General features: G+C 69.7%; 24 protein-coding genes and 1 riboswitch. Of the genes, 6 read left to right on the top strand and 18 right to left on the bottom strand.

The window, feature by feature from the left end:
* Window positions 1–636 (bottom strand): nucleoside/nucleotide kinase family protein, encoded by a 636-nt coding sequence (locus BMY74_RS21195; protein ID WP_089918601.1) that lies wholly within the window; start codon window positions 634–636, stop codon window positions 1–3.
* Complete coding sequence (locus BMY74_RS21190) at window positions 600–1,445, bottom strand: PfkB family carbohydrate kinase (RefSeq protein ID WP_089919080.1); 846 nt, start codon at window positions 1,443–1,445, stop codon at window positions 600–602. Before BMY74_RS21190 ends, BMY74_RS21195 begins: the two co-directional genes overlap by 37 nt.
* A 34-nt stretch (window positions 1,446–1,479) precedes the next feature.
* Here BMY74_RS21190 and BMY74_RS21185 point away from each other — a divergent pair, with 34 nt between their 5' ends.
* Together BMY74_RS21185 and BMY74_RS21180 are read left to right on the top strand one after the other, a co-directional pair.
* Window positions 1,480–2,454, top strand: a complete 975-nt coding sequence (locus BMY74_RS21185) for a LacI family DNA-binding transcriptional regulator (protein WP_089918598.1) — start codon at window positions 1,480–1,482, stop codon at window positions 2,452–2,454.
* Window positions 2,448–3,179 (top strand): sugar phosphate isomerase/epimerase family protein, encoded by a 732-nt coding sequence (locus tag BMY74_RS21180; protein WP_089918595.1) that lies wholly within the window; start codon window positions 2,448–2,450, stop codon window positions 3,177–3,179. Before BMY74_RS21185 ends, BMY74_RS21180 begins: the two co-directional genes overlap by 7 nt.
* On the opposite strand, the gene BMY74_RS21175 is transcribed toward BMY74_RS21180, so the two are convergent.
* The 8 genes from BMY74_RS21175 to clpB form a co-directional block, all read right to left on the bottom strand.
* A complete protein-coding gene (locus tag BMY74_RS21175; protein ID WP_089918593.1) occupies window positions 3,169–4,266 on the bottom strand; it encodes a glycoside hydrolase family 76 protein in 1,098 nt (365 codons plus the stop codon). The genes BMY74_RS21180 and BMY74_RS21175 overlap by 11 nt on opposite strands.
* 25 nt (window positions 4,267–4,291) lie before the next feature.
* A complete protein-coding gene (locus BMY74_RS21170; protein ID WP_089918592.1) occupies window positions 4,292–4,969 on the bottom strand; it encodes a TrmH family RNA methyltransferase in 678 nt (225 codons plus the stop codon).
* Window positions 4,929–5,297, bottom strand: a complete 369-nt coding sequence (locus BMY74_RS21165) for a DUF2784 domain-containing protein (RefSeq protein ID WP_089918590.1) — start codon at window positions 5,295–5,297, stop codon at window positions 4,929–4,931. The genes BMY74_RS21170 and BMY74_RS21165 overlap by 41 nt, the downstream gene beginning before the upstream one ends.
* A gap of 59 nt (window positions 5,298–5,356) precedes the next feature.
* Complete coding sequence (pyrE, locus tag BMY74_RS21160; RefSeq protein WP_089918588.1) at window positions 5,357–5,911, bottom strand: orotate phosphoribosyltransferase; 555 nt, start codon at window positions 5,909–5,911, stop codon at window positions 5,357–5,359.
* Window positions 5,912–5,948: 37 nt separating this feature from the next.
* On the bottom strand, window positions 5,949–6,722 hold the full coding sequence (locus tag BMY74_RS21155) for an SDR family NAD(P)-dependent oxidoreductase (protein ID WP_089918585.1): 774 nt from the start codon (window positions 6,720–6,722) through the stop codon (window positions 5,949–5,951).
* Between the two features lie 43 nt (window positions 6,723–6,765).
* Window positions 6,766–7,503 carry a type III secretion system chaperone family protein gene (locus BMY74_RS21150; protein WP_089918583.1) on the bottom strand — a complete coding sequence of 246 codons (738 nt, stop codon included), beginning with the start codon at window positions 7,501–7,503 and terminating at the stop codon, window positions 6,766–6,768.
* Window positions 7,504–7,664: 161 nt separating this feature from the next.
* Entirely contained in the window at window positions 7,665–8,033 is a 369-nt protein-coding gene (locus BMY74_RS21145) for a hypothetical protein (RefSeq protein WP_089918581.1), read from the bottom strand.
* The gene (gene clpB, locus BMY74_RS21140) at window positions 8,030–10,612 is read right to left on the bottom strand and encodes an ATP-dependent chaperone ClpB (protein WP_089918578.1); all 2,583 of its coding nucleotides are present in this window, start codon (window positions 10,610–10,612) and stop codon (window positions 8,030–8,032) included. The genes BMY74_RS21145 and clpB overlap by 4 nt, the downstream gene beginning before the upstream one ends.
* A gap of 126 nt (window positions 10,613–10,738) precedes the next feature.
* On the opposite strand from clpB, the gene BMY74_RS21135 reads away from it, so the two are divergent.
* On the top strand, window positions 10,739–11,122 hold the full coding sequence (locus BMY74_RS21135; protein WP_089918577.1) for a VOC family protein: 384 nt from the start codon (window positions 10,739–10,741) through the stop codon (window positions 11,120–11,122).
* Here BMY74_RS21135 and BMY74_RS21130 read toward each other — a convergent pair.
* Window positions 11,020–12,699: an MDR family MFS transporter gene (locus BMY74_RS21130; protein ID WP_483868410.1), complete on the bottom strand. Its 1,680-nt coding sequence runs from the start codon at window positions 12,697–12,699 to the stop codon at window positions 11,020–11,022. The genes BMY74_RS21135 and BMY74_RS21130 overlap by 103 nt on opposite strands.
* 215 nt (window positions 12,700–12,914) lie before the next feature.
* The gene (locus BMY74_RS21125; protein ID WP_342717527.1) at window positions 12,915–13,532 is read right to left on the bottom strand and encodes a pyridoxamine 5'-phosphate oxidase family protein; all 618 of its coding nucleotides are present in this window, start codon (window positions 13,530–13,532) and stop codon (window positions 12,915–12,917) included.
* 332 nt (window positions 13,533–13,864) lie between these two features.
* On the opposite strand from BMY74_RS21125, the gene BMY74_RS21120 reads away from it, so the two are divergent.
* Both BMY74_RS21120 and BMY74_RS21115 read left to right on the top strand, forming a co-directional pair.
* Window positions 13,865–14,968 carry an FAD-binding oxidoreductase gene (locus BMY74_RS21120; protein ID WP_089918571.1) on the top strand — a complete coding sequence of 368 codons (1,104 nt, stop codon included), beginning with the start codon at window positions 13,865–13,867 and terminating at the stop codon, window positions 14,966–14,968.
* 6 nt (window positions 14,969–14,974) lie between these two features.
* Window positions 14,975–15,059: riboswitch (ZMP/ZTP riboswitch) on the top strand.
* A gap of 13 nt (window positions 15,060–15,072) precedes the next feature.
* Entirely contained in the window at window positions 15,073–16,290 is a 1,218-nt protein-coding gene (locus tag BMY74_RS21115; protein WP_089918569.1) for a serine hydroxymethyltransferase, read from the top strand.
* On the opposite strand, the gene BMY74_RS21110 is transcribed toward BMY74_RS21115, so the two are convergent.
* Window positions 16,273–16,848, bottom strand: a complete 576-nt coding sequence (locus tag BMY74_RS21110) for a TetR/AcrR family transcriptional regulator (RefSeq protein WP_089918568.1) — start codon at window positions 16,846–16,848, stop codon at window positions 16,273–16,275. The two genes, BMY74_RS21115 and BMY74_RS21110, sit on opposite strands and share 18 nt — an antisense overlap.
* Before the next feature lie 85 nt (window positions 16,849–16,933).
* On the opposite strand from BMY74_RS21110, the gene BMY74_RS21105 reads away from it, so the two are divergent.
* Window positions 16,934–17,833 (top strand): SDR family oxidoreductase, encoded by a 900-nt coding sequence (locus BMY74_RS21105; RefSeq protein WP_089918566.1) that lies wholly within the window; start codon window positions 16,934–16,936, stop codon window positions 17,831–17,833.
* Here the strand turns inward: BMY74_RS21105 and BMY74_RS21100 are convergent.
* From BMY74_RS21100 to dnaK, 5 genes are all read right to left on the bottom strand, one after another.
* Window positions 17,815–18,318, bottom strand: coding sequence for a hypothetical protein (locus BMY74_RS21100; protein ID WP_089918565.1), 504 nt, complete (start codon window positions 18,316–18,318; stop codon window positions 17,815–17,817). The two genes, BMY74_RS21105 and BMY74_RS21100, sit on opposite strands and share 19 nt — an antisense overlap.
* Window positions 18,315–18,743 (bottom strand): heat shock protein transcriptional repressor HspR, encoded by a 429-nt coding sequence (locus BMY74_RS21095; RefSeq protein WP_089919078.1) that lies wholly within the window; start codon window positions 18,741–18,743, stop codon window positions 18,315–18,317. The genes BMY74_RS21100 and BMY74_RS21095 overlap by 4 nt, the downstream gene beginning before the upstream one ends.
* Before the next feature lie 5 nt (window positions 18,744–18,748).
* Window positions 18,749–19,912, bottom strand: a complete 1,164-nt coding sequence (dnaJ, locus tag BMY74_RS21090) for a molecular chaperone DnaJ (protein WP_089918563.1) — start codon at window positions 19,910–19,912, stop codon at window positions 18,749–18,751.
* 182 nt (window positions 19,913–20,094) lie between these two features.
* A complete protein-coding gene (grpE, locus tag BMY74_RS21085; RefSeq protein ID WP_089918561.1) occupies window positions 20,095–20,727 on the bottom strand; it encodes a nucleotide exchange factor GrpE in 633 nt (210 codons plus the stop codon).
* Complete coding sequence (dnaK, locus tag BMY74_RS21080; RefSeq protein ID WP_089918559.1) at window positions 20,724–22,586, bottom strand: molecular chaperone DnaK; 1,863 nt, start codon at window positions 22,584–22,586, stop codon at window positions 20,724–20,726. The genes grpE and dnaK overlap by 4 nt, the downstream gene beginning before the upstream one ends.
* Window positions 22,587–22,744 lie beyond the last annotated feature (158 nt).

Here is a 22,744-nt window from a genome sequence, read left to right as displayed (position 1 = left end):
CTAGAGGACCTCGGTGATCAGCAGGTCGGCGGCGCCCTTCGACGAGTTCACCATCAACGCGTTGACGTGGTCGGTGCCGTGCAGCACCCGCTCCTCCGCCTCGGACAACGTGCGCCCGTACCGCAGATGGCGGTCGATCAGGCGTTGCACGCGCACGTCCTCGTCGATGAACAGGAACCACGCCTCGTCGAGGATGATCCGGACGCGCTTCCACTTGTCGTAGTTGAGCAGCAGGTAGTTGCCCTCGGTGATGACGAGCGGGACGTCCGGGTGCACCGGCACGGCGCACGCGATCGGTTCCTCGATCTCGCGGCGGAACTGCGGCGCGTAGATCATGTCCGGCCCGCACGCCTTGATGCGGCCGAGCAGGTCGACGTAGCCGGGGATGTCGAACGTGTCGGGCGCGCCCTTGCGTTCGACCAGCCGCAGCCGTTCGAGCTCGCTCTGCGCGAGGTGGAACCCGTCCATCTCGACGAGCACGGCCTGGCCGTCGAGCGCCTCGACGAGCCGCCGCGCGAGTGTCGACTTGCCGGAACCGGGCGCGCCGCCGATGCCGAGAATCTTGCGCTCACCCTGATCGGTGAGCACCCGAGCCCGCTCTAGCAGCTCGTCGAACCTGACCTGCTGTCCTGCCACCGCGCCAGCTCCTCAACCCAGTCCCCGACCGCACCGACGCGAACGGCGGCCGCCTCCGTCGCGAAGCCGATGGATCGCACCGGGTCCGCCCCTGACGCCAGCGCGTAGGCGTACGCGCCGTGCCAGACGTCACCGGCACCGTTCGTGTCCACCACCTCCGCCGCGGGCACGGGCAACTCGCCGGTCGAGCCGTTCCGCGACCAGGTGACCGGCTTCGCACCGTGCGTGCGAATGACCAGCGGCACCCCGTAGGAGTGCACCTCGGCCTCGGACCGCTCGAACCCGGAAGAGCAGGCGGCCACGTCCACCAGCGGCAACAGGTGATCGAGGACAGGTTTCCAGCTCCCGGCGTCGAGCACCACAGGCAATCCCAGAGCTTTTGCGCGTTGGGCCACGGGCAAGGCCAGGCCTTCGTGGTGTCCGTCCAAGAGCACGACGTCCGCGGCGGCGAGAAGTCCGGTCAAATCGGGCGCGATCACCGGGACCGAAGCGTTGCGGGACACGACCGTGCGCTCCCCATCAGCGTCTCTGACGACGACCATGCTCACGGGCGTCGTCCCCGCAACGGCGGTCACTTGGACCGGGTCCAAGGAATCACGCACGAAATCACCCAGTGCGTCGGCGCCCAGGGCGGTGAGCAACGCAGCCTTTCCACCCAATGCGGCGACGGCGCGGGCCGCGTTGGCGGCGGGACCACCGGGCGACAGGGCCGCGCCCAGCGAACGGACCTTCTGGCCGGGCTCCGGGAAGTCGCTCACCCGTTGGGTCACGTCGAGAGTTGTGAGCCCGACACACAGCACGGCTGCCATCTGGGCTTCCTCCAAACGGGTATGGTCCCTGGTCATGGTCACCATGCGGGATGTCGCGGCTCTCGCGGGGGTCTCCATCACCACGGTGTCACACGTGATCAACGAGACGAGGCCGGTCGCAGGGGACACGCGCGAGCGCGTCCAGAAGGCGATCGACGAGACCGGGTACACGGGGGACGCCATCGCGCGTTCGCTGGTCATGGGCGGCACGAAGTCGCTGGGCCTGGCCGTGTCACTGGTCTCGCACCCGTATTTCGCCGAGCTGATCGCCGCCATCGAGTCGGAAGCGACCCGAAGCGGCTACTCGCTCGTGCTGATCGACACGAGGGACACCCCCGAGTCCGAGCAGGCCGCCGTTCGAATGCTGCGGTCGCGAAGAGTCGACGGGTTGCTGCTCACACCCTCGGCCGGCGGCGGGAGCCTCGTGCTGCCGGAGCTCAAGAGGCTCAACATCCCGACGGTGCTGGTCGACCGGCTGACCGTCGCGAAGGACATCGACCAGGTCGGGCCGGAGAACGTCCAGGCCACGTCCGGGCTGGTCAGGCACCTCGCGGAACTGGGTCACCGGCGGATCGGCATCGTCTGCGGCAAGGCGGGCGTGGCGACGACCGAGGAGCGGATCCTCGGCTACCGCCTCGGTCTCGGCCGCGCGGGCCTGAAGTGGGACGAGGCGCTGGTCTCGCAGAGCGGCTGGCTCGCGCCGCTGCTCGACCAGGAGGACCCGGCCACGGCCGTCGTCGCCGCGGACCATCTCGTCACCGTCGGCATGCTGCACGAGATGCGCGCCCGCGGCCTCAAGCTCGGCACGGACCTCGCGGTCGTCGCCTACGACGAGGTCGAGTGGGCGACGTTGATCGAACCGCCGCTCACGACCCTGGCCCAGCCCGTCGAGGAGATCGGACGGACCGCGGTGAAACTGCTGCTCTCCCGCATCGCCGACCCGGAGAGGCCCCCGGAGACGATCCGGCTCGCGCCCTCCCTGATGCACCGGCAGTCCTGCGGATGCTGATCCCCGGGCTCGTCTCGGTGACGTTCCGGCAGCTCACGGTCTCCGAGATCGGTGAGCTCGCGACGGAGTGCGGGCTGCAGGCCGTCGAGTGGGGCGGCGACGTGCACGTGCCGCCCGGCGACTTCGCCGCGGCGCGCAAGGCGCTGGACACGGGGCTGAAGGTGGCCGCGTACGGGTCGTACTACCGCGCGGGCGTGTCCGACCGGGCGGAGCTGGCACCGGTCCTGGAGACGGCGGCCGAACTGGACGCGCCGTACGTGCGGGTCTGGGCGGGCAGGACCGGCTCGGAGGAGTGCCCCGACCGCGCGCCGGTCGTCGAGGCGTTGCAGCACGCCGTCGAACACGCCGAGGCGATGGGCACGAAGATCGCCCTGGAGTACCACCAGAACACGCTGACGGACACGCTCGACTCGACGGTGCAACTGCTCGACGAGGTCGACGGCGTGGTGTCGTACTGGCAGCCCGTCGGCGGTCAGGACGTGTTCTCCGCCGTGCACGAGGTGCGCACGGTGGAACCGGTGACGGCCCACGTCTTCTCGTGGGGTCCCGGTGGCTTCCAGGACCGTCTCCCGCTCGCCGGGCGCCGCGACCTGTGGAAGCCGGTGCTGACGGAGCTGGGGCGCGACGGCATCGACCGCAACGTGCTGCTGGAGTTCGTCCTCGACGACTCGCCGGAGCGGTTCCGCGAGGACGCGAAGACGCTGCTGGGCTGGCTCAGGCAGTAGAGACGTCGAGCCCGTTCCGTTCGAGCAGGGCGGCCGCCTCCAGGCACATCCAGCCACCGAGCTGGACGGACAGGTCGCGGCCCTCGCCCTCGTCGGCCGGAACCGTCCACTCCGGACCGAAGAGCGGTCCGCTGACGGCCATCACCCGGTTCGTCCACGCGGCCTCCGCCGACTGCACCACGAGTTCTCTGGCGAGGTCCGCCGTCACGGCCCTGGTGGGGTCGAGGTCCGGGATGACCAGCGCGGCCTGGGCGAGGTAGCGGGTCAGGATCCCGGCGAACAGGCCTCCGTCGCCGCCGCCCTGGCCCTTGATCACGCCGTTGGTGGCGAGGTCGTCGTGCACGGCCGTGATCGTGCGCGCGGCCTTGTCGAGCCACTTGTCCTGCTGGCCGTGCTTCGCGAGCTCGACGCACGCGCCGATGAGAACCCCTTGGCAGTACGTGTAGATGTTCTTCTCGTACTCGCGGATCTCACCGTTGGGGTGGACGTGCAGGCCGTCCCACGCGAGACCGCTGCCGGGGTCGATGAGGTGCTCCTCGACCCAGTCCACGATGGACCGTGCGCGCGCGAGGTCGGTCCGTTCGTTCTGGCGGGCCAGGAAGATCGCGGCCGGGCCGTTCGCGGGGACGTTCTTGAAGTCGTCGCCCCGCTTCCACCAGATGCCGCCGCCGGCGTGGTCGGTCCAGCCGTCGCGCAACCGTTCCGCGATCGCGTTCAGCGCCTTGGGCTTCGCGATGCCGACGTCGTTCTGGGCGCGTTGCAGGGCGAGGCCGAGCCAGGCGACGTCGTCGTAGAAGTCGTTGGTCCAGCCCAGGACGTTGCGGACCCGGATGCCGCGCACGACCTTGGTGATCGCGGCCTTGCGCAGCTCGTTGGGCGAGCGCAGGTAGCCGTCGACCAGGCAGTCCAGCAGGTGCGCCTGCCACCAGTAGTTGAAGCTCGTGTGGATCTTGTCCTTGAAGAGCGGGGGCCACGCCCTCGCCCCGAGCAACGTGCCCGGCACACCCCAGACCCGCCGCAGGTGCCTCGAGTACACCGCGCGCTCGGCGACGCCCGCGCGCGCCGCCAGCAGTTTCGCGATCGCCACCAGATCATGGTGCGTGCTTGACCGGTCAAGAAGCTCGGTGAATCGCCCAGTGGTACAGGCCCATGGCGACAGAAGTTGTCAGGTTGTAACTGCTGACCCTCTCCCGCATGGGCAACCGGACGATCCGGGACGCCTTCGCGCGCACCTCGTCGGAGATGCCGTGGCGTTCCGAGCCGAACGCGAGCACGGCGTCGTCCGGGATCGGGCCTTTCAGCAGGTCACCGTCCGCGTCGAACGCGATGAGCTCACCCGCGAAGTCGAGGTTCGTGACCCTCGCGACGGGCAACGCGAAGTGCAGTCCGGCGGATCCGCGCAGCACGTTCGGGTGCCACGGGTCCACGTCACCGGTGGAGATCACGCCCCCCGCGTCGAGGCCGGCGGCCACCCGGATGGCGGCACCGAAGTTGCCGAGGTTGCGGGGGTTGTCGAGCAGGACGACCGGCGCGTTCCGGTCGAACGGCAGGTCGGGCTGCTCCGCGAACCCGGCCACGCCCGTCGGGTGCGTGCGACCCACCCGCAGCTTGAAGTGGTTCTGGTCGACCTCGGTGGCGGTTCCGAACCGCTCGACCAGGTCGGGCGCGTGCGTCTCGGCGAGGCTGACCGCGGCGGCGAGATCCGTGGTGATCAACGGGTGCACGTCGGCGCCGAAGCGCAGCGCGTGCTTAACAGCGTGAAAGCCTTCGAGCAGCACGGTGGCCAGCATAGAAGCCGATCCACGAGACGATCACGATCGTCCCCAGCACCAGCTGGACCAGCATCGACGCGCTCTCCGGGTACCAGACGCCGTCGATGTAGTGGTCGATGAACCCGGTCTCGAGCACCGGCATGCCGGCCATGGCGCGGAAGTCGTTCTCCCACACCGTGATCGGGCACACAGTCGGTGTGACGACGCTCAGCACGGCCCAGGCGCCCAGCGCGAGGTGCGGGTAGATCACCCAGCGCCACCGCCAGGCGAGGAACCCACCCACGAGCAGGAACGCCAGCACCGCGAAGTGCAGCAGCATGACCGCTTCGGCGAGCACTCCAGCCATTCGCACCACCCCGTCCTCCAGACTAGGACGGGGTGGCTCGAAGCGCTCTCGACAAAACCTCAGGCGAGCCCGAGGTCGTCCAGGTCGAGCAGGTAGCGGTACTGCAGGCCCTCGGCCTCGATGGCCTCCTTGGCGCCCGTGCCCCGGTCGACGACCGTGGCCACGCCGATCACGTCGGCCCCGTGCTCGCGCAGCGCCGTGACGGCCGTGAGCACCGAACCGCCCGTGGTGGAGGTGTCCTCGACCGCGAGCACGCGCTGACCGCGCACGTCGATGCCCTCGATCTGCCGCTGCATGCCGTGGGCCTTGTTCGCCTTGCGCACGACGAACGCGTCGAGCACGTCACCGTCGGCCGCGGCGGAGTGCATCATCGCGTAGGCCACGGGGTCCGCGCCGAGCGTGAGACCGCCGACCGCGACGAAGTCCCAGTCGGACGTGAGCTGCCGCAGCAGCTTGCCGATCAACGGGGCCGCCGCGTGGTGCAGCGTCGCCCGCCGCAGGTCGACGTAGTAGTCGGCTTCCTTGCCGCTCGACAGGGTCACCTTGCCGTGCACCACGGCCAATTCGCTCACCAGACGGGCGAGTTCCGACTTCGCGTTCGCGTCCAAGACCACTTCAGTTCGCACGGGTCGCTAGCCTCGCACACCCCGGTCAGGTGCGCCCACGGCCACCCGCGAACCGCGACGCCATCCTGCGCACGAGCGACCTCGGCAGCAGCCCCGCGATCGTCACGATCGCCTTGTACTGCGCGCCCGGGATCGACAGCGGCTTGCCGCGGCGCAGGTCGCGCAGGCCGTCGTGGACCAGCCTGTCCGCGTCGACGTAGAGCCAGTTCGGCGTCTTCGACATGTCGATCTGCGCGCGCTTGTGGAACTCGGTCCGCACGAAACCGGGGGCCAGCGCCATGACCCGCACGCCGGTGCCCTGGGTCGCCAGGGCCATGCCCTCGGAGAACGCCGTCACCCACGCCTTGTCGGCGCTGTAGCTGGTGCCGCGGCCGGGCAGGAAGCTCGCGACGCTGGACACGTTGACCACGTCACCCTTGCCGCGCGCGATCATCGCCGGCAGCGCGGCCCTGGTCAGGCGCAGCACCGTGGCGACGTTGACGTCGAGCTGGGCCTGCAGCTTCTCGACGTCCGCGTCGAAGAACTCACCGGTGTTCGCGAAGCCCGCGTTGTTGACCAGCAGGTCGACGGCCTGGCCGGCCAGCCGCTCCTCGACCTTGAGGCGCTCCTCGTGGACGCTCAGGTCGGCGGGCAGGACGTCCACGTTTACGCCGTGGCGGTCGTGCAGCTTCTTCGCGAGTTCCTCGAGTGCGGGCGCGTTGCGCGCGACCAGCACGAGGTCATACCCCTCCGCCGCGAGCCTGCGGGCGAAGGCGGCCCCGATCCCGACGGTCGATCCGGTCACCAGTGCGGTTGGCATACCGCACGGTAACCGGAAAGCGACTGCGGCCGTTAGGGGTCGGTCAGGGCTGCTTGCGGCCGAACGACGGGCGGTAGACCTCGCCGCCCTCGTCCTCCTCGGCCACCGGCTCGTCCTCGCGCTCGGAGGGGTCCGGGTCGAACGGGTCGATGACGTCCGCGAGCTCACCGACGTCGCGCAGCAGCCGTTCGAGGCGCGCGGGCGACGAGTTGGGCGGCGCGGCGGCCAGCACCCAGTCGTTCTCCATCCAGACGACCGTGACGTCGCCACCGATCTCCTCGGCGGCGTCGATCAGGTCCGGCGTGATGACCTTGCGAGCGGCCGGCACGTCCGTGACGAACGCGTACCGCGACCCGACCGGCCCGAGCAGGTCGGGCATCGGCATCTTGTCGTTGTCGCGCTGGAACGGCACGGTCGACAGCCACAGCTCGATCACCACCGACAACGCCCGGCGGCAGCGCACGCCGACGAGCACGGAGTTCACCTTGCCGCCGGTCTCGTGGTCGAGGACGTAGACCTGCCTGCGGCCGTCCGCGGTGAAGGTGGAGCCCGCGACGACGTCACGGGCGAGCCCCGTGCCGTAGTACGCGATGGCCCCGGCTTCCCACCGGGTCGGCAGCACGTGGTCTGTCTCCTCGAACTGCCAGCCGCGCAGGGCAGCCCAACGGCGCCGTTCACGATTACGCGCGGTTCGTTGCGCCCGGTCGGTCGCGAGCAGGGCGAACCCCGCCACGCCCGCCACCGCGGCGACGGTGAACCAGACCCACGCCGGTATGCCCACAGGGGAAGCCTAGTGGGTCGGAGGCGTGGAACGAAGATCACTTCCGCGCGTCGTGACCGGGACGTGCCTTTCCTCAGGTCAAGAGGGCCGACGCCGCGCGGCGGATCTCGCCGCTGCAGGCCGTCGCTCGCACGCCCGACCAGCTGCTCGGGATCCGCCGACTACGGGTGCGGCACCACGACGACCTGGTCGGCGTCCTCGTAGACGACCCGGCCGGGGTCGTCGCTCTCCAGCCGCACCCACGGGACGCCGTGCGCGTCCAGCAGGTCCAGGTAGCCGGTGACCCGCGAGAGCAGGTGCGTCGAGGTGGGCCGGAACCACGCCACCGCGTCCGGCCGCCGGTAGACGGACGGATCCACTGTGGACGGGTCGGTGTAGTTGGCGTCGTACCAGTCGTTGTTCAGACGCCGGAACAGGTGCTGTTCCGGCGTCAGCCGTTCACGCCGCGCCAGGCCGTTCACCAGGGAGAAGACGCCGAGGAAGCGGCCCTGCCGATCCGGCAGGGCCGCCTGGAACCTCACGAACGTCACGCCGCGCGGCCCACGATCAGACCGCTGTTGTCGTCCAGCACGTCGACCCGCACCGTGTCGCCGTCCCGCACCTCGCCGGCCAGCAGCTCCTTCGCGAGCTGGTCGCCGATCGCCGACTGCACCAGCCGCCGCAGCGGCCGGGCCCCGTAGATCGGGTCGAAGCCGTTCAGAGCCAGCCAGTCGCGCGCCGCGGCCGTGACGTCCAGCGTCAGGCGACGGGCCGCCAGGCGGCTCGCCAGCCGGGCGATCTGGATGTCCACGATGGACGTCAGCTCCTCGGTGGCGAGCGCGTGGAAGACCACGACGTCGTCCAGCCGGTTCAGGAACTCCGGCTTGAAGTGCCTCTGCACCACCGCGAGCACGGCGTCCTTGCGCTCGGCGTCGGTCAGCGTCGGGTTCACGATGTTCTGCGAACCCAGGTTGGACGTGAGCACCAGGATCGTGTTGCGGAAGTCGACCGTGCGGCCCTGGCCGTCGGTCAGGCGGCCGTCGTCGAGGACCTGCAGCAGCACGTCGAACACGTCCGGGTGCGCCTTCTCGACCTCGTCCAGCAGCACGACCGAGTACGGGCGGCGGCGGACCGACTCGGTGAGCTGGCCGCCCTGGTCGTAGCCGACGTAGCCGGGAGGCGCGCCGACCAGGCGGGCCACCGAGTGCTTCTCGGAGTACTCGCTCATGTCGATGCGGATCATCGCCCGCTCGTCGTCGAACAGGAACGAGGCCAGCGCCTTCGCGAGCTCCGTCTTGCCGACGCCGGTGGGGCCGAGGAACAGGAACGACCCCGTGGGGCGGTCCGGGTCGGCGACTCCAGCGCGCGTCCTGCGCACCGCGTCCGACACGACGCGCACGGCCTCGGCCTGGCCCACGACGCGGCGGCCCAGTTCCTCCTCCATGCGCAGCAGCTTGGCGGTCTCGCCCTCCAGCAGCCTGCCCGCGGGGATGCCGGTCCACGCCGACACCACGTCCGCGACGTCGTCCGGGCCGACCTCCTCCTTGAGCATCGCGGCGTCCTGTGTGGACTCCGCGGCGACAGCGAGTTCCTTCTCCAGCTCGGGGATCCGGCCGTACCTCAGCTCGGCCGCACGACCTAGGTCGCCGTCGCGCTCGGCCCGTTCGGACTCACCGCGCAACGACTCCAGCTGCTCCTTCAGGCCGCGCACGCGGTCGATGGAGCCCTTCTCGTTCTGCCAGCGGGCCGTCAGCGCGGAGAGCTCCTCGCGCTTCTCCGCGAGCTCGGCGCGCAGGGCGTGCAGCCGTTCGACCGACGCCGCGTCGGACTCCTTGGCGAGCGCCATCTCCTCGATCTCGAGGCGGCGCACGGCGCGTTCGACGGTGTCGATCTCGACGGGCCGTGAGTCGATCTCCATGCGCAGCCGGGACGCGGCCTCGTCGACCAGGTCGATGGCCTTGTCCGGCAGGAAGCGCGCGGTGATGTAGCGGTCGGACAGCGTCGAGGCGGCGACGAGAGCGGCGTCGGTGATGCGCACGCCGTGGTGCACCTCGTAGCGCTCCTTGAGGCCGCGCAGGATGCCGACCGTGTCCTCCACCGACGGTTCGCCGACCAGCACCTGCTGGAAGCGGCGCTCCAGGGCGGCGTCCTTCTCGATGTGCTCGCGGTACTCGTCCAGGGTCGTGGCACCGACCATGCGCAGCTCACCGCGGGCGAGCATCGGCTTGATCATGTTGCCGGCGTCCATCGCCGACTCACCGGTCGCGCCCGCACCGACGATCGTGTGCAGCTCGTCGATGAACGTGATGACCTGTCCGGCCGAGTCGGTGATCTCCTTCAGCACGGCCTTGAGCCGCTCCTCGAACTCACCGCGGTACTTGGCGCCCGCGACCATCGAGCCGAGGTCGAGCGACACGACCTTCTTGCCGCGCAACGACTCCGGCACGTCACCGGCCACGACGCGCTGCGCCAGGCCCTCGACGATCGCCGTCTTGCCGACGCCGGGCTCGCCGATCAGCACGGGGTTGTTCTTGGTGCGCCGCGACAGCACCTGCACGACCCGGCGAATCTCGGCGTCACGGCCGATCACGGGGTCGAGCTCGCCCTTGCGCGCACGTTCGGTCAGGTCGACGCCGTACTTCTCCAGCGCCTTGTAGGTGCCCTCGGGGTCGGCCGACGTCACCCGCGCCGACCCGCGCACCTTCGCGAAGGCCTCGGTCAGCGCGTCCGGGGTCGCGCCGTGCCGCCGCAGCAGGTCGGCCACCTGGCCACCGTGCTGCGCGAGCCCCACCAGCAGGTGCTCGGTCGACACGTACTCGTCGCCCATCTCGGTCGCGAGCTCCTGCGCCTTGCCGATCACCCGCACGGCGTCGCGCGAGAGCTGCGGGGCGGACACGGTCGAACCGGAGGCGCTCGGCAACGAGCGCGAGAGCTGCTCCAGTTCCTTGCGCACCTGCGCCGGGTCGGCGCCCACCGCCTCGAGCAACGGCGCGGTCAACCCGTCCGTCTGCGCCAGCAGTGCACTGAGCAGGTGCACGGAGCCCACGTCGGGGTTCCCGTTCAGCGTGGCGGCCTGCACCGCCGCGGAAACGGCCTGCTGCGTCTTGGTCGTCGGGTTGAAAGCGTCCATTCCTCCACCTCGTGGTCAGCCTCCAGCATGGACCATCATCCCGCACAACGTCAGAAAAGTTGAGTCTGTTCCGCTCAACCCTGAAAACGGCTCAGATCACACGCCCGACTAGGCGAAGATCGGCTCATGACGTCCATCATCCACAGCATCACGATCGACACGCGCGACTCGTACGCGCTCGCCTCGTGGTGGAGCCAGGTCCTGGGCCTGCCGCTGCACCCCGACGACAACCCCGGCGACCCGGAGTCGCTGATCGAGATGCCGAACGGCATCCGCTACCTGTTCATCAACGTGCCCGAGGGCAAGGAACTCAAGAACCGGCTGCACCTCGACCTGCAGCCCACCGACGCCACCCGCGACGAGGAGGTGGAACGCCTGGTGGGCATCGGCGCGACGGTCTTCGACGATCAGCGCAGGCCGGACGGCACCGGCTGGGTCACCCTGCGCGACCCGGAGGGCAACGAGTTCTGCGTGGAACGCAGCGCAGCCGAACGAGCCGCGACGTCCTGACCAGCATCACTCGAAAGCACCAACAGCTTGTCCACAGCAGGTGCGGAGTTGTCCACAATCCGCTGGTCAGTATCCACAGGTGAGTCGAGCTCAGTCGCGACCGTCTGTGCACCAGAACCCGTTGGAGTGACAACTTCGTCGTCGTCCACGGAGTCCCGCAGCGGCTGTTCCTTGATCAGCAGCACCGCGACGACCGTGAACACGGCGAGCCCGGCGGCGATGAGGAACAGCTCGCCCATCGCGTCACCGTAGGAGGCACGCACCGCCGGGGAGAGGGAGCCGGCGTCGAGCGTCGTCGTGCTCACCTGGGCCGCGAGCACGGCCCCGAGCACCGAGACGCCCGCCGTCCCGCCCAGCGACCGCAGGAACGTGGCCGTGGAGCTGGCCGCCCCGAGATCGGCCATCCCGACGCCGTTCTGCACGGCCAGCACCAGGTTCTGCATGGTGAGCCCCACCCCGACACCGACCAGCGCCAGGTAGGCGCCCATCAGCACGAGGTTCGTCGTGTGGTCGATCGTCCCGAGCAACGCCAGGCCGGCGACCAGCGAGAACGAGCCCCAGACCAGGTAGCTCTTCCACCGGCCGCTCTTCGCGATGAGCTGCCCGCTCACCGTCGACGAGACGCTCAGCCCCAGGACGAGCGGCACGGTCAGCAACCCGGCCTTGGTCGGCGAGAACCCGCGGGCGATCTGGAAGTACTGCCCCATGAACACCGAGGCCCCGAACATGGCCGTGCCGACCGCCACACCACCGAGCATCGCGAGCACCACGGTCCGGTTCTTGAACAGGCGCAGCGGGATGACCGGCGCGGACGCCCGCCGCTCCACGAAGTAGGCCCCCACCAGCGCCAGCAGCGCACCACCGACGAACAGCGCGCTCTCCGCGCTGATCCACGCGAAGTCCTTGCCGGCGAACGAGACCCACATCAGCACCAGGCTCACCCCGCCGGTGATCAGCGTGGCACCGAGGTAGTCGATCTTCACGTGCTGCTTCTTGACCGGCAGGTGCAGCGTCTTGTGCAGCACGGCCAGCGCCACCAGCGCCAGCGGCACGCAGACGAAGAAGCACCACCGCCACCCGGGCCAGTCGACGAGGAACCCGCCGACCAGCGGCCCGCCCACGGTCCCGGCGGAGATCACCATGCCGGTGTAGCCGCTGTACCTGCCGCGTTCACGCGGGCTCAGCAGCGCGCCGACGACGACCTGCCCCAGCGCCTGCACTCCGCCCAGCCCCAGCCCCTGGACGACCCGGAACCCGATGAGCTGCTCCATGTTCTGGCTGAAGCCCGACAGCACGGAACCGACGACGAACAGCACGATCGCCGTCTCGAGCAGCTTCTTCTTGTCGAACAGGTCCGCGAGCTTTCCCCACAGCGGCGTGCTGGCCGTGGACGCGAGCAACATCGACGTGATGACCCACGTGTACTGGGTCTGCGTGCCCTTGAGCTCGGCGAGGATCGTCGGGAGAGCGTTCGAGACGATGGTGGAACTGAGAATGGCGACCAGCAGCGCCACCCAGATGCCAGAAAGCGCTTCGAGGATCTCCCGATGCGACGAGGGCCGACTCAAAACCGGCACACCTCCAGTAATTAGTTGATGTCATACAACTATATCTGGAGATAGTTAGCTACGCCAACTAAATCGGTGGCTGATGGGTCACACCCAGGGTGGGGCAGGGCGCTGGAGGCGGGCCGGAACCGGAGCCGGAGTCCGGGCGAGGCCGGAAGCGGGGCTCGACAGGACGGCAGGAGCGGTGGCCGGGCCGGAGGATGCCCGCTCCCACGAGCGGCGGGTCACCCCTCCGCGGCGACCTTCTTCCCGGCCTTCACCTCGAAGAAGTCGCCGCCCTTGCGCTTCACGTCATCCGTCCCCCAGTCCCGGATCCGGTCCACGGGGATCATCCGGGGGATGTGCTTGCGGCAGTGGATGTAGGCCTCCTCCACGGACACCACGACCCACCGCTCGATCCGCCGGTCCTCCCCGGCGAACTCCTCGAACTCCTCCCGAGGGGCGATCCGGGCACGACCGTTCACGTGCAGCCCGATCAGGTCCTCGGTGAAGTCCAGCATCAGCATCCCGATGTGCGGGTTTTCCATGATGTTGCCGAGAGACGCCATCACCCCGTTCCCCCGGTACTCGGGGTAGACGACGGTCCGCGAGTCGACCACCCGGAGGAACCCGGCAGGCCCCGCACGCAGCGAGGAGTCGCACTCCCCGTCCGCGTCCGCGGTCGAGATGAACGCCATCTCCATCCGGCCGACGAACTCGGCCATCGCGGGGTTGAGGTGGTCGAGGACCTGATCCGAGTAGAAGCGCCTGGCGCGATCGGACGTCTCCAGGGCACATTGGAGGTAGTGCTCACCCCGTGAGCCAGGCAGTTCGACACGGTCGGGTGAGGTGGTTTCAGTCAAGTCAGGCAGGGACACGCGGCCAACCCAAGCACGCAAGCACGCAACCCGGTACAGACGGACCCTCACATTCACACTGTTGCGGTAACAACTACTCACCTAGAGTGACCATGCTTCGCTCGAAGGTGGCATCAAGGAGTCAAACAGCTCGAACAGGGGTTACTGTCCACCCTGTCGGGGGACGGATGCTTGACGAGGAACTACCGCGCCCTACCCGGCGCACCAGAACGCCCTAATGAGAACGTGGAGACTGCGCGCGGACCATGACTGCGAACGCTGTGCTGAGCCCCATCCCAACCCCGCCACACCGAGAGCCCCCGCCCGGCGTCACCGCGATGGTGCGCATGATCCGGGAGAGCTTCGCGGTGGTGGAACCGCACGCCGAAGAAGTGGCGAAGTTCTTCTACGGCATGCTCTTCTCGCTCTCGCCCGCCACACGCGAGATGTTCCCCGCGAACATGGAGGTGCAACGCAGCCGCCTGCTGCGCGCCCTCGTGCACGTGGTGCAGATGGTCGACCGCCCGGACGACCTCATCCCCTTCCTGCGTCAGCTGGGTCGTGACCACCGCAAGTTCGGTGTCATCAACGTCCACTACGAGGCGGTGGGGACGGCACTGCTGTCCGCGGTGAAGAAGTTCTCCGGCGCCGCCTGGACGCCCAAGGTCGAGATGGCGTGGGCCGAGGCCTACACCCTCATGGCCAGGGCGATGCAGGAGGCGGCCGACGCCGACAACGGGCCCGCGTACTGGCACGCGACGGTGCTCGACCACCAGCGCGTCTCGTGGGACCTCGCCGTCGTGCGCCTGCAGCCGGACCACCCGGTCAACTACAAGGCCGGCCAGTACGTCAGCGTGGAGACCCCGCAGCGCAAGCGCCTGTGGCGGTACTTCTCGCCGGCGAACGCACCGCGCGAGGACGGCGTCATCGAGTTCCACATCCGGTCCGTGGACGGCGGATGGGTGTCGCGCTCGGTGGTCGGCCACACGCAGGCCGGTGACACGTGGCGCATCGGACCGCCCATGGGACGTCTCTCGGTCGACCGCACGGCCGGGACCGACATCCTGATGGTGGCCGGTGGCACGGGTGTCGCGCCGATGCACGCGATCATCGACGAGATGGCGCAGTACGGCGAGAACCCGCGCGTGCACCTGTTCTACGGCGGCCGCACCCGCGAGGACCTCTACGACCTCGACAACCTGCAGCGCATCGCGACCACGAACCCGTGGCTCACGGTCGTGCCGGTGCTGGAGTCGGACCCCGGCGTCCGGGGTGTCGAGCAGGGCAGCCTCGCCGACGTGGTCACCCGCTACGGCGCGTGGGAGGACCGCGACGTCCTGGTCTGCGGCAGCCCGGCCATGATCAGGTCCACGGTGTCCCGCATGCTGGTCGCCGGAACGCCGCTCGACCGGATCAAGTACGACCCGTTCACCCTGGACTAAACTCGGCACGTCGAAAGCGACTGGCGTGCCGAGGGTGGAACTGACCACCGGGAAGCGACGGCCGAGCGCACCGAACGCCTGGGTGCCCGGCACGGAGTGATGCCGTGCTGCGCGAAGTCGATCCCGAGATCGCCACCCTCATCCAGGCCGAGGAACGCCGTCAGGCCAGCAAGCTGCGCATGATCGCGTCCGAGAACGACGTCTCGCCCGCCGTGCTCGAGGCAACAGGCTCGGTGCTGACGAACAAGTACTCCGAGGGCTACCCCGGAAAGCGCTACTACGAGGGCCAGCAGGTCATCGACCAGGTCGAGCTGCTGGCGCAGGACCGCGCGAAGGCGCTCTTCGGCGTCGACCACGCGAACGTCCAGCCGTACTCGGGCTCCCCGGCGAACCTCGCCGTCTACCTGGCGTTCCTGCAGCCGGGCGACACCGTGATGGGCATGTCGCTGCCGATGGGCGGCCACCTCACGCACGGCTGGAGCGTCTCCGCCACCGGCAAGTGGTTCCGCAGCGTCCAGTACGAGGTCCGCAAGGAGACCGGACGCGTCGACATGGACGAGGTCCGCACGCTCGCCCAGGTCGAGCGCCCGAAGGTGATCTTCTGCGGGGGCACGGCGATCCCGCGCACCATCGACTTCCCCGCGTTCGCCGACATCGCGAACGAGGTCGGCGCGCTCCTGGTCGCCGACATCGCGCACATCGCGGGCCTGGTCGCGGGCGGTGCGCACCCGTCGCCGGTCGGGCACGCGCCGGTGATCACCACGACCACGCACAAGACGCTCCGCGGTCCGCGCGGCGCCATGATCCTCACCGACGCCGCCCACGCGAAGGCGATCGACCGCGCCGTCTTCCCCGGTCTGCAGGGCGGTCCGCACAACCACACGACCGCCGCGATCGCGGTCGCGCTCAAGGAAGCGGCCACGCCGGAGTTCCGCGAGTACGCGCACACGATCGTCGCGAACGCGCAGGCGCTCGCGGAGGCGTTGCTGGAGCGCGGTTTCGACCTGGTCTCCGGCGGCACGGACAACCACCTGGTGCTGATCGACCTGACGTCGAAGCTGATCGGCGGCAAGCCGGCCGCGCAGGCGCTCGACCGGGCGGGCATCGAGCTGAACTACAACGCCGTCCCGTTCGACACGCGCAAGCCGTTCGACCCGTCCGGCATCCGGCTCGGCACGCCCGGCGTCACCACCCGCGGCCTCAAGCCCGCGCAGATGCCGTTGATCGCGGACTGGATGGACCGCGCGATCACCGCGCACGACGACGAGCAGGCGCTGGACCGCATCGCCGCCGAGGTCGAGGAGCTACTCGGCTCGCTGTAGGGAGGCCACGGCCTCCCGCACGTCACGGAGCGTCCGGCGGGCGATCTCGCCGAAGTCCCCGCCGGCCTCCAGCCAGTGCCCGTACCCGCGGTCGAACGCCAGCACGCCCAGCTCGGCGGCCACGGCCGCCTCCAGTTCCGGCACCCCGCGCCGCTTCAGCGCGTCCGTCATCGCGATGGCGAACCCGACCATCTTCAACGCGGCCCGTTCGCGCAGCTCGTCGTTGCCCTCGATCACCGCGAGCCGCTGCGGCCCGTGCGCACGGCGCTCGTCCGTGAACGTCTTCGCCGTCGCCACCAGGGCCGCCTCGACCGCCACCAGCGGCCCCGCCCCGGCAGGGGTGTCCGCGATCGCGCCGACCATCAGCTCGGCCAGCACCTCCTGACCGCCGAACAGCACCTCCCGCTTGTCGCGGAAGTGCCGGAAGAACGTGCTCTTCGTGAGCCCCGCGCGCTCGGCGATCTGCGCGACCGCCGTGTTCTCGTACCCCTGCTCGCTGAACAGGTCGAGCGCGGCGCGCACCAACCGCTCCCGCGCGTCCGGTTCCCATCGAGCCATGCGCCCATCATAAGTGACGAGACTAAGTCCCATCACTCTGCTACGGTTGATGAGACCAAGTCCCATCACTTCGAAGGACAAGCACATGAAGGTCTTCGTCACGGGTGCCAGCGGCCACGTCGGTTCAGCGCTGGTGCCGGAACTGCTCGGGGCAGGGCACGAGGTCGTCGGGCTGGCCCGCTCCGACGCGTCCGCCGCCAAGCTCGAGGCCCAGGGCGTCACCGTTCAGCGCGGTGACCTCGACGACCTCGACGGGCTGCGCAAGGGCGCCGCCGAGGCGGACGCCGTGATCCACCTGGCGTTCAAGCACGAGGAGATGTACGCGGGCGACTACCAGGGCGCCTCGGACGCCGACCTCGCCGTGGTCCGCGCGTTCCTCGACGAGCTGGCGGGCACCGGCAAGGCGCTGGTCGGCACCGCGGGCACGCTGTCCTACTCCGGCCTCGGCCGCACGGCCACCGAGGAGGAGCGGATCCCCAGCGAGGGCCCGCGCGGCGCCGCGCGCAACGCGATCATCGACGCGCAGGGCGTCCGCGGCTCGGTCGTCGTGCTGCCGCCGACCGTCCACAGTGAACTGGACACGGCCGGCTTCATCCCGATCCTGATCAGGACCGCCCGCGCCACCGGCGTGTCCGGCTACCCCAGGGACGGCTCGAACCGCTGGTCCGCCGGGCACACGCGGGACGCGGCACGGCTCTACCGGCTCGCGGCCGAGAAGGCGCCGGCGGGCTCGGTGCTGCACGCGGTGGGCGAGGAGGCCATCACCATGAAGGAGATCGCCGAGGTCATCGGCCGGAAGCTGGGCGTGCCGGTCGAGGGCATCCCGGAGGAACGGGCGCAGGAGCACTTCGGCCCGCTCGCGTTCATGGTCTCGCGGGACGCGCCGACCTCGGCCGAGCGCACGAAGTCGTTGCTGGGCTGGGAACCGGAGGAACCCGGCCTCCTGGAAGACCTGGAGTCCGGGTTCTACTTCGACGAGAGGTGAGCTTCGAGCTCGGCGTGCGCGTCGGAGAGCGCACCGCTGGGATCGGGCTGGTTCAGTGCCGCTCGTTCCAGCACGGCCAGCGTTTCCGGCGTGCGGCACCACTCGGTGAGCGGTCCGGCCTTCGGGCCCTCGCGCACCAGCCCGGCCAACGCGACCGGCGTGGCGAGGAAGTACTCGCGCACGGCCGCCTGTTCGCGCGGGTCGCCCTGCTCGTACGCCTCGGCGACGAGCCGGAGCCAGAAGAAGTCCGCCTCCAGCTCACCGAGTGCGATCAGCTCCATCACGCGCGGGAGCAGGTAGCGCACGAACATCTCGTCGCCGATCGTCCCGGACTTCAGCCAGAACTTCCCGACCTGGTCGGAAGTCAAGTGGCGCAACGGAACCGTGGTGAACGGCGTGACGTTCGCCGCGTCCACGCAGTGGTCGCAGAAGTCGACCACGCCCGGACGCGGCGTCGCGAAGACCTCGTACAGCCGCTCGATCACTTGCGCGGCTTCGGCTTCCACACGACGAGCGCGGTCTCCTGCCGGATCGGCACGAGGTCGCGCCGGTAGGAGGCGTGCACGGCGGCGGCCGTGGAGTCGGCTGCCGCCAACGCCTGCGCGAGTTCCTGCTGGAGCTCGGCCACGCGGGAGCGCAGGGCGTCGACCTGGTTCTCCAGGTCGATGATCCGCTTGATGCCGGCGAGGTTGACGCCCTCGTCCTGCGAGAGGCGCTGGACCTCGCGCAGCAGCACGATGTCGCGCATCGAGTAGCGGCGGCCGCCACCGGACGTGCGGCCCGGCGACACCAGGCCCATCCGGTCGTAGGACCGCAGGGTCTGGGCGTGCAGGCCCGACAGCTGGGCCGCCACCGAGATCACGAAGAACGGCGTGTCTTCATCAGTCCCGGGAGGGAACGGAAAACCCACCGAACTCACCGCCCTTCAAGGAGTGCGTTCAGGTCACCGCGCGGGTCGTGGTCGGTCGTCACGTCGGCGTACGCCTGGAGGGCCTTGCGGGCCTCCGACGACAGGTTGTTCGGCACGGCGACCTCCAGGGTGATCAGGAGATCGCCCGCGGTCCCGTCCCGCTTCGTGATCCCCTTGCCCCGCGCCCGCAGCACCCGCCCGGAGGACGTGCCCGCGGGCACCTTCAAGGTCACCTTGCCGTCGAGCGTCGGCACGGTCAACGTCGTTCCGAGCGCGAGCTCGGGGAAGGTCATCGGCGCGGTCAGCGTCAGGTCGTTGCCCTGACGGCCGAACACGCTGTGCGGGTTGACGTGCACGCGCACGAACAGATCACCGTTCGGACCACCGTTGCGCCCCGGTTCGCCTTGTCCCGCAAGGCGGATCCGCTGGCCGTCGTCGACGCCCGACGGGATCCGCACGGTCAGCGTGCGGGTGCGGGTGCTGACGCCGTCGCCACCGCACTCGGGGCACGGGTCGTCGATGATCTTGCCGGTGCCGCGGCAGTCGCGGCACGGCTCGCTGAACGCGAACGCGCCCTGCGAGCGCGTGACCAGGCCGGAGCCCGAACACGTCGCGCAGGTGTGCGGCGTGGTGCCGGGCTTGGCGCCGGAGCCGTTGCAGGTGGTGCAGGCGGCGGGCGACGACAGGCGCAACGGCACCGTCGCCCCCTGCACCGCCTCGGTGAAGTCGATGCGGACGTCGGTCTCGACGTCCTCACCACGACGCGGCCTCGTGGCCGAGCCGGGCGACGCGCCACCGCGCCGGTTGAACAGGCCGCCGAGCAGGTCGCCCAGGCCGCCGCCACCGGTGCCCTGCGCGGCACGGCCGAACAGGTCGTTGACGTCGAAGCCACCGGAGCCGAAGCCACCGGAGCCCGGGAAACCGCCACCACCCGCGAACAGGCGGCGGGCCTCGTCGTACTGCTTGCGCTTGGCCGGGTCCGACAGGACGCCGTAGGCCTCGGAGACCGCCTTGAAGCGGGCCTCGGCCTTGGCGTCACCGGGGTTCGCGTCGGGGTGCAGCTCGCGGGCGAGCTTGCGGTACGACTTCTTGATCTCGTCCGCGGTCGCCTCTGAGGAGACGCCCAGCTCGCGGTAGAAGTCCTTTTCGATCCAGTCCCTCTGACTCACCGGACGTCTCCTCCTTTCCCTGTGCCGTGACCGGCAGCCTTGCCTCGTGTTTCGGTGTTCAGACGGGTGCGTCGCGGTGCCGGCCCCCGTCCTCGGCCTGGTTCGGCCGTGGACGTGGGGCCGGGGCCGCGAGGCGCCCTGCTGGGCGCCGGAAGACGCGGCGGCGGTTGCCGGTCGCGGTACTAGGCGTCTTCGGCCGGGGCCGCGGCGGCGGGCTCGTGGTCGGTCACCGCGACGAGCGCGGGCCGGACGAGCTTCTCGCCGAACGTGTAGCCGCGGCGCAGGACGGCGGTCACGGTCGGTCCGTCGACGTCCGGGGACGTGCTGTGCTGCACGGCCTCGTGCACCGACGGGTCGAACGCCTCGCCCTCGTGCGCGAACGGCTCCAGGCCCGACTTCTGCAAGGTGGAGACGAGCTTGTCCGCGACCGCCTTGAACGCACCGGTGAGGTCGCCGTGGGCGGCGGCCCGCTCGATGTCGTCCAGCACCGAGAGGAGCTCGGAGGCGACGGACGCCTTCGCGTTGGTGATCACCGCTTCGCGGTCGCGTTCCACCCGCTTGCGGTAGTTCGCGTACTCGGCGGTGAGCCGCTGCAGGTCGGCGGTGCGCTCGTCGAGCTGGGTCTTCAGCTCGGCGGCCACCTCGTCCACGACCTCGGCGACCAGGGGCTCTTCGGAAACCGGAGCAGCGCCTTCCTCGGGTGCCGCGTGGGCCGGCGGCCGGACCTCGCCCGTTTCGGGGTCGATCCGGCGCCGGTCGTTCACGACGACCTGAGGCTGCTCCTCGTCAGGGGCGGCATGCCTCGGTTCGGTCACTTCTTCTCGTCCTCGTCCACGATCTCGGCGTCGACGACGTCGTCGTCCTTCTTGGCGCCCGCACCCGCGGCACCCGGCGCGTCAGCACCAGGGGCCTCGGCGCCGGGGGCACCGGGGGCGTTGGCGTAGATCGCCTGGCCGATGGCCTGCGACTCGGTCGCGAGCTTCTCCACCGCGGCCTTGATGGCGGCGATGTCGGTGCCCTTGAGCGCCTCGTTCGCCTCGGTGATCGCGGCGTTGACCTTGTCCTTGATCTCGGCCGGGAGCTTGTCGTCGTTCTCCTTGACGACCTTCTCCGTCTGGTAGACCAGGGTCTCGGCCTGGTTGCGGACCTCGGCCTCCTCGCGGCGGCGCTTGTCCTCCTCCGCGTGGGCCTCGGCGTCCTTCACCATGCGGTCGATGTCGTCCTTCGGCAGCGCGGAGCCACCGGTGATCGTCATCGACTGCTCCTTGCCGGTGCCCAGGTCCTTCGCAGACACGTGGACGATGCCGTTCGCGTCGATGTCGAAGGTGACCTCGATCTGAGGCACGCCACGCGGGGCGGGCGGCAGGCCGGTCAGCTCGAACATGCCGAGCTTCTTGTTGTGGGCCGCGATCTCGCGCTCGCCCTGGAAGACCTGGATCTGCACGGACGGCTGGTTGTCGTCCGCCGTCGTGAAGGTCTCGGAGCGCTTCGTCGGGATCGTGGTGTTGCGCTCGATCAGCTTGGTCATGATGCCGCCCTTGGTCTCGATGCCGAGGGACAGCGGGGTGACGTCGAGCAGCAGGACGTCCTTGACCTCACCCTTGAGGACACCGGCCTGCAGGGCGGCGCCGACGGCGACGACCTCGTCCGGGTTCACGCCCTTGTTGGGCTCGCGGCCGCCGGTCAGCTCCTTGACGAGCTCCGCGACGGCGGGCATGCGGGTCGAGCCACCGACGAGCACGACGTGGTCGATGTCGCCGACGGAGACGCCGGCGTCCTTGATCACGTTGTTGAACGGCGCGCGGGTGCGCTCGAGCAGGTCGGACGTGATGCGCTGGAACTCGGCGCGCGACAGCGTCTCGTCGAGGAACAGCGGGTTCTTGTCCGCGTCGACCGTGATGTACGGCAGGTTGATCGACGCCTGCGACGAGCTGGACAGCTCGATCTTGGCCTTCTCAGCGGCCTCGCGGATCCGCTGCAGGGCCATCTTGTCCTTGGTCAGGTCGATGCCGTTGGCCTGCTTGAAGCGCTCGACCAGCCAGTCGACGACGCGCTGGTCCCAGTCGTCGCCACCGAGGTGGTTGTCACCGGAGGTCGCGCGGACCTCGACCACGCCGTCGCCGAGCTCGAGCAGCGAGACGTCGAACGTGCCGCCACCGAGGTCGAAGACCAGGATGGTCTGCTCCTTCTCGCCCTTGTCGAGGCCGTACGCCAGAGCGGCGGAGGTCGGCTCGTTGACGATGCGGAGCACGTTGAGACCCGCGATCTGGCCGGCCTCCTTGGTGGCCTGGCGCTGCGCGTCCTCGAAGTAGGCGGGGACGGTGATGACCGCGTCGGTGATCTCTTCGCCCAGGTACGCCTCGGCGTCGCGCTTGAGCTTCATCAGCACACGCGCGCTGATCTCCTGCGAGGTGTACTTCTTGCCGTCGATCTCGTCGGTCTGCCAGGTCGTGCCGACGTGGCGCTTGACCGAGCGGATCGTGCGGTCGACGTTGGTGACGGCCTGGTTCTTCGCGGGCTGACCCACGAGGACCTCGCCGTTCTTGGCGAACGCGACGATGGACGGGGTCGTCCTCGAGCCCTCCGAGTTGGCGATGACCGTCGGCTCACCGCCCTCGAGAACGGCGACGACGGAGTTGGTCGTCCCCAAGTCGATGCCGACTGCACGCGCCATTGGAGTTCCTTCCGCTAGTACTTGTTGAGCGTTGCTGGCTCAAGTTTGCCATCTCACCCAACCTTGAGCCTACCCGACTCAAGCTTTCTGACTGGCTCAACGGCCGGGAAGGTCCCGTTGTTCCCTCAGAACGCACCGAGGGCCACCCCTTGTGGAGT

This window comes from Lentzea albida, from assembly GCF_900111005.1.
Taxonomy (GTDB): domain Bacteria; phylum Actinomycetota; class Actinomycetes; order Mycobacteriales; family Pseudonocardiaceae; genus Lentzea; species Lentzea albida.
This window is presented reverse-complemented; position numbering and strand designations above follow the sequence as displayed.